This window comes from Gottfriedia sp. S16(2024), from assembly GCF_050473765.1.
Lineage (GTDB): Bacteria > Bacillota > Bacilli > Bacillales > Bacillaceae_G > Gottfriedia.
In genome coordinates, this window is the sequence record NZ_JBFLUO010000001.1 from 4296089 (window position 1) to 4312547 (window position 16459).

The window sequence follows — 16459 nt, forward strand, 5'->3', positions numbered from 1 at the left end:
TTTTAAAGTATCTATTAATTGCATTTTATATTTAGATAACATGGAATATTATTACCATATTTTCTAAATATTTTTCTGTATAGTGGATGTTGCTTATGCAACCGATTAATCCTCATAACCATCGCTATACTAATAAATGTGTTACATTCATTAATAGTACCTCCTCGCTCCAAACTGCTTTTGACATACATATTAAAATATATAGCATTATCAGTGAAATCTTGTAAACTTGGAATATTATTCTTCTTAAGCTTACATTGAGAAACGTTACATAGGGATTGTAGATAGTACCATAGAAGCAATTGCTGGTATTGTAATAAGTGATTTGATGATTTCTGTATTTTAAACTAAGAGTGTTAATCTATATTATAAACTTTGATGGTAATTCTACCACTCTAATTTTCTTATCAGGAAATACAAATAAGAGTTATTTTGCTCTTCATATTCAATAAGTTCCATATTAAACATTCAGATATAATATAACTGAATATTTAGTCTGGTATTTAAAGATTTAAAGCATAAACAAAAAAAACTAAACGCAATTTTAATATCTACGGTTAGTTTATCGTGTAATTAGTATTTTTCAAATTTTAGCTAAGAAAATATTTCCCCTATAATTGGAGATATAAAGTCATAATTCTAATCTCTATTCATTTGTTTAAGTTTCTTGTCTTGACCTTATGGAATTTCTCTAATAAAGTATATTAAGCCTATTCAACACAAGTAAAGGAGGAATATTCTCAAATTTGGTATAAATGATAATAGTTAAAGTACATAACATTACTATTACAAAAAAATGTTTCCTTTCAAAAATCTTTCAAACCACTTTACTTTACCATCCATAATTTTGGTTGAATAAGAATTTTTTCAGGATATCCACTGAAAATATAAAATATTGATTCAGAAATGTAACCACTTCTTTCTAAAACAATTTCCAAATATTCCTTCATTTCAAATTCATCTGCAATTTCTTTTAAAATATCAACAGTTTGAAGGTGTATTCCTCCTGGTTTTTCTCCTTCTTTTCTCATCATTTCGAAATATTTTTCATATGGTGTTAAATTTTCCACATTCTTTGTCAATGACCAATTTGCTAATTTCTTAGTTGAATTTAAAATACTAAAAGAAATATTCATATTAATCACACGTTTCCATGCCTCAGCTAAATCTAAACAATCATGAAGTCCTTGCAATGTCTCCGAAATATATAAGAATAATCTTTGCGTTAATCCTGCATTTTCTATTACATTTACGGGTATAAGTGTGCCTAATACCGCTATCGCCCCTGCATTTAATAGGGCGTCATTGATTGTATAATTTCCTCTTCCTTTAGTAGCTACATGACAAGCACTAAGAATGACTACAGGTGGTACTTTGAGCGTTGGTTCAGGAAACCAAAATTCTCCACCCACTACCAATCCAGAAACACCTTCATGATTATATGTCCCATGTGCAGAAATAATTAAGAAATCAATATTTTGATAAGTAATTATTTTATCCTCTAATTCTTTTTTTGAATTAACAACTTCATAATAGATGGTTACTAATTTATTTTCAGAAAGTTGTTCTCTCATTATCGACCATCCTAAATCAGAATACTTTCTAATGTGGTCATTTTCAGATAAGCATTCTAAAATTAATATTTTAAACCCTCGTCCAAAGCCAATATAATGGTCATTGATATGATTTAAGCCATATTTAAAAGTATTTGTTAACGGAGTTATTGGACGATAGGAAATAGCAGTCATACTACACAATGGATCACTGTAACCAGGTGGTATTGCTAAACCAATTGGAAAATCTGTAAAGGCTATGATTCTAGGAGAAGCAAGTGCATATTCTCCTAGATTCTCAATACCTAAACATTCAGCCAAATGATTACCAAAATCTTTCATAGTTCGTAATATAAACTCTCGTTTTCTTTTAGTAGCGAAAAAATGTCTTTCTAAATTATCTAACTTATTAAATATATCTGGATTTAATTGATTACCTTCTAACCAAATCCCCTGTTGAGAAATCGCACGTTGAACACCAAAGAAATTAATTAAGTCTTTTTCTTCTTCATTAATTATATGCTCATGTGAATCAACCCTGTAACTTTTTCGTGAGCGTGGTCCTCCTGGTAAAGTAATAATAAGTGGACACGGCGTATATATGTAAGCTTTATTTAAAGCCCTAGTAATCTCATAATCACTTATTTTTTCCAGTTCACTCCCTAATTGATCCCATATTTTAAATAGAGTAAGTTGTTTTTTCGTAGCATACATTCTTCCTTTTAATGAATAATTATCTCTATTTAAGAATTCTAGAACTTCTTTTGTATCTCCATTTTGATTGGCTAAAAAAATATTAGGTAAAGTAGATCTTTCCTCATCAGCCAATAATCTTGGGGATACATCTAGGATTTTTATTGATTCCATTTCTATATTGTTATCATTAAATGTAGTCTTAACTTTTTCTTTAATAGACTCCCATTGCTCAGAAAGAAGATTCGAAGACAAATTTTGTATACTAACAGAACCTAATTTAGCAGGACATAATTCATTTAATTTTTTAGATTCTTCATAACAAGAATCTTCGCTAATATAAAGTGTTGGGTGAAATGTATTGAGTAAATCAATATTAGCTTCATTAAGTTCTGAAGATATAATAAATATATTATGCTGATGCAATACGTCACCTTCAACAAAAAATTTATCAGGAGAAAATATAACATCCATTCCGTTTCTAGGCATATGTAAGCAATACCATAAAGCTTTAGAAACATCAGCTAAAATCGGACTGTAAAGATGTAAAGAAGGATTAACTTCTCTTTCCTTATTACTGTCGAATACAATGAAGTAATTATCATAAATCCCTTCCAAACTCTTGTGTTTAACTACCTTTCTTTCATTAATACAACAATTTTTAAATTTCTCCCCACTACCACAAGGACATTTATCATTTCTTTCTACCTTCACAGCAAAATCCCCTTATATTTAAAAAAGTTTTAATTAAAAAAATTTAAAATTTTATACAAATTACACTTTTCAGTATTTTCAATACAATTAAAATCATAGGATTCATTAATTAAATTTCGTTAACTAAAAAAAATATTTCCGCGCTTCTTTGATTAAGCTGATAAGAAAGTTTTCCATCATTCCAAGCAGAAACAATTATTCTGCATGAACCTGAGTTTGTTTTAATTCGATTAAAAAACTTAATGTACTAATTGTTCCTGTTCCAGTACGGTCTGTTTTTGTCATGCCATTGTCTAATACGTGTTTACATAAATCTAAGTATTACTTCATATTAGCCTCCTAATTATGTATTGTTAATTCTTAATGATCTTCTGCATTAATTTCAATATAACCAAAATGAAATTCTGATGATTTGCGAATTAATTGATTAAATCCATATTTTTTAAATCTTTCACTTCTAAAATGATCTTTCAACACTACCCTTTTTTTGGCAACTCGCTTTGCTTCATTGATTACTTCATATGTTAGGTCATCATATGAAGCTAAATTTTTTAATGCTGCAATACCCGAAGAGGCTTCAATATTTTTTTCAAACATCGGATCAAAATAAACGATATCAAAAGATTGATCTGGAAGTGTCTTCAAATAAGTTTTATAATCTATATTTTTCACTTCAATTTTGTTGATGATATTCGACCAATCTATAATGTTCTGTTTATTTGTTTTTAGGCCATTCTTAGTAAGGTAAGCGATAATTTGGTTTTTCTCTAAGCCTAAAACTTTACCTTGGTCACCTACAACATAGCTTGCAACAATACTATCTGAAGCCATTCCAAGTGTACAATCTAGTATTGAATCACCTTTTGTTAGTAAACAAGCGTCACAAAAAGGATCATGTTCACCCTTCATCAATCGCCTAATTCTAAAAACTGAGGAATTCGGGTGAAAAAAATACGGAATTGCTTCGTCATCCTCATACCATTCTAATCTATTTTTACCTAATATAAGTATAGGTTTTTTAAATTGACCATAGATTTCTTCAATGCTAAATTCCTTTCGGAAAATTAGCTGTCCATTTAAGTCTGAAGCAATTTTCTCAGCTTCCTTTTCTAAATAAACATCTGGTCTTAAACAAGTTGTAATAATCATATGTCTCCTTAATTAAGAAAAAAAGAGGAAAATCCTCTTTTTACATTTGTGCAAATATCGATTGAATTCTTGCTTTAATGTCTTCAGGAGTTGAACCTTCGATTTGTTCACGAGGAATAAAGCCAACTACCTCTTTACCTTTAAATACTGCCATTGATGGTGAAGATGGTGGGAAGTCAGCTAAATATTCTCTTAACGTTGCAGTAGCTTCCTTATCTTGTCCAGCGAACACTGTCATAACATTAGCAGGTTTCTTTTCTGAATCAATAACAGCTTGGACTGCAGAAGGTCTAGCAAGTCCAGCAGCACAACCACAAACTGAATTGATTACAAAAAAAGCAGTATCATTTAATTCATTCATAAATGACTCGACTTCTTCCCCAGTAGTTAATTCTGTAAAACCATTTGAAGTTAATTCCTCTCTCATTGGTTTTACGATCCCTTTCATGTACTCATCATATGCATTCATTAGTTTGTTTCTCCTTTGTCATTTTCTATTTTATTACGCTCAGTCATTTGTTTCCAAACTGAACCTAGTGCTTCCTCACCATTCTCAATTCGATGTAAAGCAAGCTGAACTTGTAATTTCACTTCGAATTCTGGGTCTTCTAATGCGGCTTTTAACGCAGGTATTGCACTTTCATCACCTAGCTCAAAAAGAAACATTGCTGCACGCCATCTAACTAATTTACTAGGATCTTTTAATGCTTCAATCATAGCTGGCATTGCTTCTTCAAATCCTAAGTCTGATAGACAATCTCCAGCAATTCGTCTTACACCCACTGCCTTATCCTTTAAAGCCTCATATAAATAAGGTAACACTAATTCTGATTTTAACATACCTAAATAAGCTGTAGCTAATCTTCTTATTGAAACATGTTCATCTTTTAATGCAATCTCTAATAATGGTAAATTTTCAAGTGTAGGATCGATTTTTACAAATCTCGCATACCTTTTTTTCCAATCTTTTTCTTCAAAAATATCTGCAGTAAATGGTTCAAATTTAGGAACTTCTTTTTTCTCAACATTAGTAGAATCATTCGTACTCACTTCGTTCACGATATTCTTTATATCGTTTTCAGTGTGAGTAGCCGTTAATTCATCAATAATTTCTTTCTCAATTGTTGATAATTCACCATAACGAATTCCATAATCAATCCATTGTCTTTCAAATACAACATTTGAGGCAGATGTTGTTAGTTTCATAATTGCTTCTTTATAGAATGGAGGTAAGGCTGCTCTTTGTTCTTCACCATTTACAATTAATTTCAACTGCATTGGTATATTATGATACATTTGAACAAATACTTGTACCTCTCCAAAATGATTATCAATTATCGTTTCATTAGTAGCTTCATCATTTACTTCTTCACCGAATACATTTCTGACTTGAAGCAAAATGGTTTGCCAATTTGCATTTGACTTACGATCAATGGCGATAAAATCAGCCACATGATAGACACTTTTGATTCCTTCAATTCCTAATATTTCTTGAATTATTAATGGTGCCTTGTCAATATTATCAATAGAATAATGATTTCTACTTCCTGATGGCAATTCCTCATCTAATAACACTTTCATTGTATTAGGACTCGGTGTTGGTTCGATTGACTTAATTTTCATCTTAATCTCCTCTTCTTGTTATTTAGTCCATTCTATCAAAAAGAGGAAAAACTCACTATTGTAACGCCTTAACAAATTCTTCAAATTCATTTGTACTTGATTCGACAGCGTTGTGAGTTAACTCTTCAGATCGACGAGTAAAAAGGTGAAATTTCTCAACTATTATTTCCGTCACATAAATAGGTTTTTCAGATTCCTTTACATAACTTGAAGTTTTTATAACTCCCTCAATAGAAACTTCCATCCCTTTTTTTGCTTTTTTAGTAGCATATTCAGCAATGGGACCCCATAATTTTACTGATACATAATTCGTTCTCGTTTTTTTCAGATAATCTGAATAAACATTCGTAGCAATATTAATAAAAGTTGTTTTCCTACCATTCGGTGTAGTTTGTAAAATGGGCTCTTTCGTTAATCTTCCTACTAGTACAACATTGTTTATCATTATTACCATCTCCTTTATTTTTTTCTACAATACAAAATTATTGTAAGTTCGTAAAAAAAGGAAAATAGTATTTTCAATAAACATTTATTTTTAAAAATTCATTATGAGATAAAAAAACTTGAGTAGTAAAATGACATCATAATCCAAAACTCAAAATTAATAATCTACTTTAAACTTTCAACTAAATCACTTAAAACTGACCAACGCTCCATTTTCTGTTCTAACTCAGCTTCTTTTTCTTCAATATCTTTAGAAAGTTTATAAGCTTCATCAAAATTAGAGCCTACACCTTGTAATTTTTCATTTAGTTGCTCAATCTCATTCTCCAGCTTTTCGATGTCTGATTCAATGTTGTCCCATTCTTTTTGTTCTTGATAAGTTAATCGCTTTTTCTTTTGCTCTTTTTGATAAACTGGTTTTTCAATTGTCTCTTTTATAACTTCGACTTCACGTTTTTCGTTAGATTGTCGATCTAAATAATCCGTATAGCTTTCTAATGTAGATGAAATTTTCCCTTCACCTTCGAAAATTAATAATTTATTTGTAACTTTATCTAAGAAATAACGATCATGTGATACGGTAACTACTACTCCACTAAAATTCTCAATATAGTCTTCTAAAACCGTTAAAGTATCAATATCTAGATCATTTGTAGGCTCATCGAGTAATAATAAATTTGGAGCAGTCATTAAAAGTCTTAATAAATATAGTCTTCTTTTTTCCCCACCTGAAAGTTTTCCTAATTGTACACCGTGCGATGAAGTAGGAAATAAGAACGTTTCAAGCATTTGTGAAGCTGAAATTGTTTTTCCATCAGGAGTATGAATGACTTCTGCTTCTTCCTTAATATAATCAATCATTCTCATAGTTGGATTCACATTTTCTTGTATTTGAGTATAGTATGCTACCTTAACCGTTTGTCCAATTTCAATTTCACCAGAATCAACTTGTTCTTCTCCAACTAGCATTTTCAATAAAGTTGTCTTCCCCGCACCATTTTCACCAATTATTCCAATTCGATCAGTTTGAAGTAAAAGTAAGTTAAAATTATCTAATATCTTTTTCTCGTTAAAAGACTTATTAACATTTATAAACTCAACAACTTTTTTACCTAAACGAGTTTGTTGGAAGTTCATCTCTAATTCCACTTTTTCTTGATTGTTTAGTTTACCCGAAAGGTCATCAAATCGTTGAATACGAGCTTTTTGCTTAGTCGTTCTAGCTTTTGCTCCTCTACGCATCCAAGCTAATTCTCTTCTAAATAAATTGTTTCTTTTTTCATTAGTAGCTGCCTCTTGCTCTTCTCGAGCAGCTCTTTGTTCAATATAATACTGATAATTACCTTCATATCGATAAATATTACTATTTGATAGCTCTAATAATGCTGTTGTAACTTCATCTAAAAAATAACGATCATGGGTTACAAATAATACTGCGTTTTGCAGTCTTTTTATGTATTCTTGTAAAAATACGATACATTCATAGTCCAAATGGTTCGTAGGCTCATCTAAAATTAATAAATCACTTGGATGTATTAATGCTTTTGCTAAGGCTACTCTTTTCTTCTGACCACCTGAAAGTAATGAAACGTCTAAATTTAAATTTGATAAACCTAATTTCGATAAAATTGTCTTAGCATTTGCTTCTAAATCCCAACCATTTAATGAATCCATTTCAGCTTGTAATTTTAGTAATTCATTTTGTAATCCTTGATTAGATGGATCTTCTCCAAGTGCTTGTAAAGTTTTTTCATATGATTTTACTAAAACCATTACTTTATCTTCACTCTCAAATACTGCTTCAAGAATTGTTTGGTTTTTATCAAAGTCTTCATGTTGAGGCAAATAACTTATTACATAATCCTTTGGAGTAGTAATTTTTCCATCATCAGCTGACTCGACACCAGCAATAATTTTTAATAAACTCGATTTACCAGTTCCATTTATACCTAATAATCCAATTTTCTGTCCTTCGCTTACGGTAAATGAAATTTTATCGAATAAAGTTTTTTCCCCATAAGTTTTAATTAAATTCTCTACACTTAAAATCTTCATATTTTAAAATTCCACTCTTTCATAAATTCATCGATGAATTTTTCTACAAATTGATGTCTTTCCTCTGCCAATTCTAATGCTGAATTTGTGTTCATTAAGTCTTTTAGTTTTAATATTTTTTCATAGAAGTGATGTAACGAAGAACTTTTGTCACTTCTATATTCTTCGATCGTCATGTTTTCTCTTATTTTAAACTCTGGGTTAAACATACTACGACCTTTTTTACCTCCGTATGCAAACGTTCTAGCAACACCGATCGCTCCAATTGCATCTAAGCGATCAGCATCTTGTACAATTTTACCTTCTAAAGAGGTTGGAATAACCCCATTTCCTCCTTTATAGGAGATATTTTCAATTATGTACATGATTGCGTTTACTTCTTCAATACTATTTAATAATTCATTTAGAACTGATTCTAATTGAGTTTTCTGAGCTTCAAGATCATCATGTAATTTATCATCTATTACATCGTGTACTAAAGCAGCACATTCTACGATGAATTGATTTGCATTTTCTTTTTGAGCAATATGTACAGCTAAATTTCTAACCCGGTCAATATGATGCCAGTCATGTCCAGAGCTATCACCTTGATGAAGATTTCGAACATAATTTTCTATTTGTAAAATGATTTCCTGTTGATTCATACTCGTACCTCCATAAATCGACTAGTGATATTATATCATTTTTCTATCACCGTAAAACATTTATAGGTTAAGTGAGAATTAAATTTACGAAAAAACCTTCACTTTTGGTGAAGGTTTTTACAAATTATGATTTTATATATAGAGAGAATTCTAATGATATTGAGTAGTATATTTATTCTTAAATCCATAAGGATTCGATTTATGCCATTTCCAAGCATCACTAATGATTAAATCGATGTCTTCATACTTTACCGTCCAGCCTAATACTTTTTTAGCTTTCTCTGAAGAAGCAACTAGAATACTTGGGTCACCTACTCGTCTAGAACTGATTTTATATGGTATTGGATGCTTAGTTATTCGACGAACCGCTTCAACAATTTGTAATACTGAATACCCCTTATTATTTCCAAGGTTAAAAATATCACTTTTCCCACCATTAAAAAGGTATTTAAGTGCTAGTAAATGAGCATCCACCAAGTCTTCAACATGAATATAGTCTCTAATACACGTCCCGTCTGGAGTATTATAATCATCTCCAAAAATAGAAATCTCTTTCCTTTGATTTAAAGCAACTTGTAAAATCAATGGAATTAAATGAGTCTCTGGAGAATGGTCTTCTCCAATTTCGGCTGAAGGCTTTGCTCCTGCAACATTAAAGTATCTTAGTGAAACATAATTTATACCATATGCTAAACTACTCCATTTCATCATCTTTTCCATCATTAACTTTGTTTCACCATAAGTGTTCGTTGGATCTGGAATGCAGTCTTCTGAGATAGGTACTATTTTAGGTTCACCATATACAGCAGCGGAAGATGAAAACACGATATTTTTAACATCAAATTCATTCATCACTTCTAATAGAATATGTGTGCCAAATACATTATTGCTAAAATACTCCAACGGTTTTTCCATTGATTCACCAACTAGACTATTTGCTGCAAAATGTAACACACCATCAATCTTTTCATTTTGAAATACTGATCTTAAAAATTCCTTATCTCGAATATCCCCATTATAAAAAATGGCTTCTGAATGAATCGCTCCTTTATTTCCTGTCTGCAAATTATCAACAATTATTACATTTACGCCATTTTCAATCAGCATGTATACTGCATGTGATCCTATATATCCAGCTCCGCCAAGTACTAAAATATTCATTTTAATCACATTCTTTCGTTTTTAAGTTGTTTTTTGGTCATATTTTTATTCTTAAAAACAAGCAATTTTTGACCAAAGTAATTTAAAACCGTATATAACCCAGAACTAAATAAAACAGCTAAGTCATTTTTATAATTTAGAGAGATAAAATCCTGTAAATTTAAAATGTAATCAATTATTTTAGCTCCGAGATTAAATGCTATAAAATAACAGGTTAAAATGACTATAATAAACAATGGAATACTTTTTTTTACAGAGCCTTGACTTTTAAATGTAAAATTTCGATTTAAAATATAACTTACACAAGCTCCTATGGAATTTCCAATAAATGTTGAAATCCAATAAGACAAACCAAATAAATGAAGAAATAAATAAATGAATGATAATCCTACAACTGTATTTGCAATTCCTACCGCAATAAAACGGATAAATGTCTTATTCATCTTTGCCCCTTATTTACTAATTCAGAATCGCTCATTGTATATAAATTTGTTTCAATAGCGTATCTAGGTCGATTTTTTACTTCTTGATAAATCTTTCCAATATACTCACCGATCATTCCGATTCCCAATAATTGAACTCCACCTACAAACCAAATTGAGACCATTAATGATGGCCATCCACTAACCGTATTTCCTAATATATGTTGAACTATTGCATAGCCACCTGCTATCAAACTAAATATGATGGATAAAAATCCAAGCAGTGATACAAATCTAATCGGGGCTATACTAAATGATGTGATCCCGTCGAACGCAAAAGAGAGCATCTTTTTTAATGGGTATTTTGATTCTCCTGCAAACCTTTCTTTTCGATCGTAATAGATATTAGTCGATGGAAACCCTACAAGAGGAACTAGTCCCCTTAGGAATAAATTAGTTTCTTTATATTTGAATAATTCATCTAATGCCCTTTTACTCATTAATCGGAAATCTGCATGATTAGGAACTAGATTAATCCCTATTTTCCCCATGAATCGATAGAATCCAAGCGCTGTTGAACGCTTAAAAAAGGTATCTGTTTCTCTACTGTCTCTTACGCCATAAACAATATCAAAACCCTCTTTATACTTTTCTACAAAATTACGTATTACATTAATATCATCTTGTAAATCCGCATCGATTGAAACTACACAATCGGATTGCTTATAAGCAATTTCAAGCCCAGCAATTAGTGCGTTTTGATGCCCTACATTTTTAGCAAGCTTTAATCCTTTAACAAATAAATTATCGATACTTTCTTTTTCTATTAGTTCCCATGTTCGATCCTTACTTCCATCATCTACAAATAGAATTTTGCTATCATCTGAAATAAGAGAATCATAAATTAATTCTTCAATTAAGTAAGTGAGTTGATAGGCTGTTTCTTCAAAAACTTCCTGCTCATTGTAACAAGGTACAACAATTGTTAATAAAGGTATCATATATAATCACGTCCTTATAAAGTGGTTATTTTACTTCGTATAGATAGATGCGCCATGCTGAATGAACATCATCAAAAGTCTTCATCAATCTAAGTCCATTACTATTAGCATTTTCTATTGGGACAGCCGCAAAAATATATTCCCCACCCAACTTTTTAAATTCGTTAATATTTAGTTGTAAATGATGGATTTTTACGTTCGAGTTCTTTTTAAATTCATAATTTTTACCTAGTTCAGCTACAAATAAATAGCATCTTCCACCCCAATGATCGAAGTAATTTTCAAGTAAGGGGCTTTTTTCAAGTTCAGGTGCAATTATTTTTCTAAATTCGTGTTTATATTTTAACGAATAAAAATTATTATATGTATCGAGTGTGTAAAAACCATTGTACTGAGCAATCGCAGGGTGAATGCCTATACTTGCAACTCGATAACTATTTTTAGGTTTACCAATATATTTGGAGATTTCACTAAATTGATTTACAGCATAAAATTGTTTAAAAGATGGTTTCCCCGAAACTCGATAGACAATCTCGTCATTCGCACAAAACATTACGATTACTTGGACTACTAAACAAATTTTCACAAACTTTTGCCAACCTTTTCCCTTTAACCAAAGAAGATAGGCTCCAACAGCAAACATTAAATAGATTATTAAAGGTCTTAAAAAATGAAATCTAGCAAAATTAAACGTATTTAAAAGCTGAAATTGTTCTTTTACTGGCTTCCATCCTTTATAAAACCAAAAGGCGTACCAAACGGATAATAAAAAATTAAGAATAAATAAGGATAGAAACCTTTTTTCTATAATTCCTCTTTTTTTATTTCTTAAAGTCCAGAATACAATAAAAGATAAAGGAACAATGACTAGAGTGTGAAGTGTTAGTACATGTGTATGTCCTAAAAAATAATTCTTAAACACTAATCGAATCGTATGCCAAAAACCCAATGTAGAGCTTACAAACTCGTTTCTACTTGTTGGTTCAGATGGAATGACTAATGAGAATACAAGGCGATATTCTATTGCTAAATACATTAAAGTCATTAATAAAATACTTAAAAAGAACACTAGATTGATTTTCTTTTTTACAAATACATCTCTTAACCATAGCAATCCCATAAATACTAAAAAGAAAAAGAATCCTAATACAAAACTAGAATAGAAAGGTAATAAAATAAGGGTAATCCAGTCTTTCCAAGAATATTTCCCAATTCTTATATTTAGAAACGCCCAAAGTGCTAGTGGCATTCCCAATGTACTTAGCATTCCGGACGGCCAAAATGGCGTTAGTGCAAATGCAAGTGAGACCCATACTCTAATAAGGTAATTTTCCTTTGATGTTATAAAATGCTTTCTTAACAGGATATACATCCCAAAAAACGCGAAAAATCTAGTAATTGTCTGTCCGATGGAATAAGCTAGCATCGGCGAAAAGAGATTATTTAGCCACTGAATACCACTAAATTCCGTTCCATAAGCATTTCTAGGCAATCCATTAATGATCTGTGGGATTGTAGAATTTAATTTACCAAATAATTGCCCTGAATTTTTAAGTGTTTTATACCATGCAATGTTTGAATCTAAATTATCATGTACTCTAATGTGAGCATTTTCTCCTAATATGAAAAGTGGAGAAACATAAATGATCATTAAGATTGTTGCAATCACTAAATGTTTATTTTCCTGGCTTAGTTTCTTAAATAGTTTCATATTTATTACACCACTTTGTTTATATATTGTTTTTTGATTACTGATTAATATTTCCCTCGCTTTATCTTTTTAGTTATATCATTACTAGCTCTTTCTCATATCTATTAATATTAAAATTCTTTTCTGAAAATCAGATGAAAATTTGACTAAAATTTCATTTAAATTTGCCTTATTATTTTCATAAGTAAAAAATATTCATTTTATTATGTGCATAAAAATTTGATTAGATTAATTTCTTTAATAATATATAAAGTTTTTAGAATTCATTAAATCATGTACTAGAGGTGTAATCATGCTGATTTTTGTGGATGACGAACAAAAAAAGTTTCATCTAACAAACGGAAGAATTAGTTATGTATTTTATGTCATGAAAAATGGTCAACTTGGGTCTTTGTATTTTGGAAAAGCAATTGACATTCATTCAAATTTTACTCATATCCAAAATGACAATTCTTCTACAACATATACTTCTTATTATTATGCTGATCGATCAATTAGTCTTGAAACGATTAGACAGGAATATCCCGTATATGGCACTTCTGACTATCGTGAACCGGCATTAAGTATTCGTCAGTTAAACGGTAGCCATATTACTAACTTTATCTATAAAGATTTTACAATTACAAAAGGGAAACCAATTTTACAAGGTTTACCTGCCACTTATACAGAAAATGAAGAAGATGCTGAAACAATTCAGATTGTTCTTGAAGACTCAATTCTTAAAGCTGTGCTTGTCATTTCCTATACAATATTTAAAGATTTATCAGTTATTACTCGAAGTGCATATATTTGTAACCAAGGAATTGAACCATTTTATTTAGAGAGATTCATGAGTGCAACGATTGATTTTCCTGACCATGATTTCATGATGATTCAGCTAAGTGGTGCATGGTCTAGAGAGAGACATATAAAGGAACGTCAGTTAGTGATGGGTACACAAGGAATCTCGAGTTTGCGAGGCTCAAGTTCACATCAACATAACCCATTTCTTGCCTTTAGAAGAAAGGAGACTACAGAAAATCATGGTGAAGTATTTGGTTTTAATTTAGTTTATAGCTCAAATTTTATTGCTCAAGCTGAAGTTGATCATTATGATATGACTCGAATCACGATGGGAATACATCCGTTTCGATTTACCTGGAAATTATCTGAAAACGAACACTTTCAATCCCCTGAAGTAGTGATGGTGTTTTCTGATCAAGGAATGAACGGAATGAGTCAAACTTATCATGATTTATATCGAAACAACTTAATTCGTGGAAAATGGAAAAATAATGAACGACCTATATTAATAAACAATTGGGAAGCCACTTATTTCAATTTTAATGAAGAATCCTTACTTCAAATCGCAAGAGAAGCAAAACAACTTGGGATTGAATTATTTGTATTAGATGATGGTTGGTTTGGTAAAAGAAATAATGCAACTAGCTCTCTAGGCGATTGGTATTCAAATACAGAAAAATTCCCTAAAGGAATAAATAGTTTTGCAAATCAAATTAAAGAGTTAGGTTTAAAATTTGGTCTTTGGTTTGAGCCTGAAATGGTTAGTCAAAATAGTAATTTATTTAAAAATCATCCTGATTGGATTATTTGTACACCTAATCGACAAGTTTCTTTAGGAAGGCATCAACTAGTCTTAGATTTCACGAGAAAGGAAGTTGTCGATCATATTTATAAAAAAATGGCAGATGTTATAAAAAATACAAATTTGGACTATATAAAATGGGATATGAATCGAAATATTACTGAGGCTTATTCTAAGAAGTTAGCTAATGATCAACAAGATGAATTTTTTCATCGGTATATTTTAGGTGTGTATGAATTATATGAACGACTAGTAAGTGATTTTCCAAATGTGTTATTTGAATCATGTGCTGGCGGTGGTGGTCGATTTGATCCTGGTTTATTGTTTTATGCACCCCAAGTATGGGCTAGTGATAATACAGATCCAATTGAACGATTAAAAATTCAATACGGTACCTCACTACCATACCCAATTTCTAGCATCGGATCACATGTATCAGCATCACCTAATCATCAAACATTACGTTATACCCCATTATCAATTAGAGCCAATGTCGCATTCTTTGGAACATTTGGTTATGAATTAAATCCTTCGATACTTACAAAACAAGAAAAAACAGAAATTAAATCGCAAATACAATTTTACAAACAGCACCGATCATTAATGATGAACGGAGATTTTTATCGGTTACTTGATCCTTTTAAGGATAACGAAGTAGCTTGGATGGTAGTAAGTAAAAACAAAAATGAAGCCATTATAGGCTGGTACAAGATATTAGCAAGTCCAAATCCACCGAAGTACCAGACTTTAAAACTGACAGGTTTAAATCCAAATACGAAATATTTACTAAACAATACAAATCGCACTTTTTATGGAAACGAATTAATGGAAAATGGAGTCCCCTTACCACCCGAATTTAATGGTGCCAATAAAAAAATTGCAAAACGAGCAGGTGATTTCCAATCTTGCATCTTTCATCTTGTTTGTTGTGATTAATTGAACGAAACTAGTACTTAATGTCTTATAAAAATGATATATTGACCAATCAAACGCTTGTCTTTTCGTGCAATAAATCTTGCAGATGTGCGATAAACACAAGCGTTTTGATATGGTCGAAAACCATTCAATATTAAAAAAGGTTCTTAAGCTTTCAATAATTCCTCAATTGTCGCTCTCATCTCTTGAGGATTTGTTTGAGGAGCAAATCGTTCAATGACTTCACCATTTTTATTAATAATAAATTTAGTAAAATTCCATTTTATTGATTTTAACCCCATAATACCAGGAGCTTTTGAGCTTAAATATTTAAATAGTGGATCTGCTTTGTCACCATTTACATCAATTTTTGCAAAAACAGGGAAGGTTACACCAAAATTCAATTCACAAAAACTTTGAATTTCTTCATTTGAACCTGGCTCCTGATTCATAAATTGATTACATGGAAAACCAAGAATTTCTAATCCGTCTTCTTTATATTCTTCATATAATGCTTGTAAATCTTTATATTGAGGAGTATATCCACATGCACTTGCAGTATTTACAACAATCACAACTTTATCTTTATAATTTGAAAGAGATACTTCTTCGCCCTTGCTATCTTTTACTTCAAAATCATAAATACTCATTTCACATTCCTCCTTCTTCCTTATAATGTTAATAGTAATTATTTTCCATCAAAAAGTCTATTCTAATTACTATATTTTGAAAAAAACCTTCAAACCTATTAGTATTTAAATTATAGTTTAATTAAACTAATTTCTTCAC

13 protein-coding genes and 1 pseudogene are annotated in these 16459 nt (G+C 30.7%); 1 reads left to right on the top strand and 13 read right to left on the bottom strand.

The features are described 5' to 3' along the window. Positions 1–827: 827 nt before the first annotated feature. The 12 genes and pseudogenes from AB1282_RS20510 to AB1282_RS20565 form a co-directional block, all read right to left on the bottom strand. Positions 828–2960 (bottom strand): SEC-C metal-binding domain-containing protein, encoded by a 2133-nt coding sequence (locus AB1282_RS20510; RefSeq protein WP_429900236.1) that lies wholly within the window; start codon positions 2958–2960, stop codon positions 828–830. Between the two features lie 234 nt (positions 2961–3194). Then, positions 3195–3281 (bottom strand): annotated as a pseudogene (locus AB1282_RS20515) (thymidylate synthase); the annotation flags it as partial. A 39-nt stretch (positions 3282–3320) separates the two neighbouring features. Beyond that, complete coding sequence (locus tag AB1282_RS20520) at positions 3321–4109, bottom strand: class I SAM-dependent methyltransferase (RefSeq protein WP_429900238.1); 789 nt, start codon at positions 4107–4109, stop codon at positions 3321–3323. A 40-nt stretch (positions 4110–4149) separates the two neighbouring features. Further along, complete coding sequence (locus tag AB1282_RS20525; RefSeq protein ID WP_056466401.1) at positions 4150–4578, bottom strand: BrxA/BrxB family bacilliredoxin; 429 nt, start codon at positions 4576–4578, stop codon at positions 4150–4152. Beyond that, positions 4578–5732: a conserved virulence factor C family protein gene (locus AB1282_RS20530; protein WP_429900240.1), complete on the bottom strand. Its 1155-nt coding sequence runs from the start codon at positions 5730–5732 to the stop codon at positions 4578–4580. The genes AB1282_RS20525 and AB1282_RS20530 overlap by 1 nt, the downstream gene beginning before the upstream one ends. 55 nt (positions 5733–5787) lie before the next feature. Then, entirely contained in the window at positions 5788–6177 is a 390-nt protein-coding gene (locus tag AB1282_RS20535) for a single-stranded DNA-binding protein (protein WP_056466408.1), read from the bottom strand. Positions 6178–6341: 164 nt separating this feature from the next. Then, positions 6342–8231 carry an ABC-F family ATP-binding cassette domain-containing protein gene (locus AB1282_RS20540; RefSeq protein WP_056466411.1) on the bottom strand — a complete coding sequence of 630 codons (1890 nt, stop codon included), beginning with the start codon at positions 8229–8231 and terminating at the stop codon, positions 6342–6344. Continuing rightward, the gene (locus tag AB1282_RS20545) at positions 8228–8875 is read right to left on the bottom strand and encodes an HD domain-containing protein (protein WP_056466414.1); all 648 of its coding nucleotides are present in this window, start codon (positions 8873–8875) and stop codon (positions 8228–8230) included. Before AB1282_RS20545 ends, AB1282_RS20540 begins: the two co-directional genes overlap by 4 nt. 150 nt (positions 8876–9025) lie before the next feature. Continuing rightward, the gene (gene galE, locus AB1282_RS20550) at positions 9026–10036 is read right to left on the bottom strand and encodes a UDP-glucose 4-epimerase GalE (protein WP_429900242.1); all 1011 of its coding nucleotides are present in this window, start codon (positions 10034–10036) and stop codon (positions 9026–9028) included. A gap of 5 nt (positions 10037–10041) precedes the next feature. Next, a complete protein-coding gene (locus tag AB1282_RS20555; protein ID WP_056466419.1) occupies positions 10042–10479 on the bottom strand; it encodes a GtrA family protein in 438 nt (145 codons plus the stop codon). After that, a complete protein-coding gene (locus AB1282_RS20560; RefSeq protein ID WP_429900243.1) occupies positions 10476–11459 on the bottom strand; it encodes a glycosyltransferase family 2 protein in 984 nt (327 codons plus the stop codon). The genes AB1282_RS20555 and AB1282_RS20560 overlap by 4 nt, the downstream gene beginning before the upstream one ends. Positions 11460–11484: 25 nt before the next feature. Then, positions 11485–13170 (bottom strand): DUF6044 family protein, encoded by a 1686-nt coding sequence (locus AB1282_RS20565; protein WP_056466426.1) that lies wholly within the window; start codon positions 13168–13170, stop codon positions 11485–11487. 292 nt (positions 13171–13462) lie between these two features. On the opposite strand from AB1282_RS20565, the gene AB1282_RS20570 reads away from it, so the two are divergent. Beyond that, positions 13463–15691: an alpha-galactosidase gene (locus tag AB1282_RS20570; protein WP_429900245.1), complete on the top strand. Its 2229-nt coding sequence runs from the start codon at positions 13463–13465 to the stop codon at positions 15689–15691. Between the two features lie 146 nt (positions 15692–15837). Here AB1282_RS20570 and AB1282_RS20575 read toward each other — a convergent pair whose 3' ends face one another. Then, positions 15838–16320, bottom strand: a complete 483-nt coding sequence (locus AB1282_RS20575; RefSeq protein WP_056466432.1) for a glutathione peroxidase — start codon at positions 16318–16320, stop codon at positions 15838–15840. Positions 16321–16459 lie beyond the last annotated feature (139 nt).

Coding starts and splice junctions, on each gene's coding strand:
- AB1282_RS20520 (WP_429900238.1), bottom strand. CDS start 4,109: ATGATTATTACAACTTGTTTAAGACCAGATGTTTATTTAGAAAAGGAA.
- AB1282_RS20525 (WP_056466401.1), bottom strand. CDS start 4,578: ATGAATGCATATGATGAGTACATGAAAGGGATCGTAAAACCAATGAGA.
- AB1282_RS20530 (WP_429900240.1), bottom strand. CDS start 5,732: ATGAAAATTAAGTCAATCGAACCAACACCGAGTCCTAATACAATGAAA.
- AB1282_RS20535 (WP_056466408.1), bottom strand. CDS start 6,177: ATGATAAACAATGTTGTACTAGTAGGAAGATTAACGAAAGAGCCCATT.
- AB1282_RS20540 (WP_056466411.1), bottom strand. CDS start 8,231: ATGAAGATTTTAAGTGTAGAGAATTTAATTAAAACTTATGGGGAAAAA.
- AB1282_RS20545 (WP_056466414.1), bottom strand. CDS start 8,875: ATGAATCAACAGGAAATCATTTTACAAATAGAAAATTATGTTCGAAAT.
- galE (WP_429900242.1), bottom strand. CDS start 10,036: ATGAATATTTTAGTACTTGGCGGAGCTGGATATATAGGATCACATGCA.
- AB1282_RS20555 (WP_056466419.1), bottom strand. CDS start 10,479: ATGAATAAGACATTTATCCGTTTTATTGCGGTAGGAATTGCAAATACA.
- AB1282_RS20560 (WP_429900243.1), bottom strand. CDS start 11,459: ATGATACCTTTATTAACAATTGTTGTACCTTGTTACAATGAGCAGGAA.
- AB1282_RS20565 (WP_056466426.1), bottom strand. CDS start 13,170: ATGAAACTATTTAAGAAACTAAGCCAGGAAAATAAACATTTAGTGATT.
- AB1282_RS20570 (WP_429900245.1), top strand. CDS start 13,463: ATGCTGATTTTTGTGGATGACGAACAAAAAAAGTTTCATCTAACAAAC.
- AB1282_RS20575 (WP_056466432.1), bottom strand. CDS start 16,320: ATGAGTATTTATGATTTTGAAGTAAAAGATAGCAAGGGCGAAGAAGTA.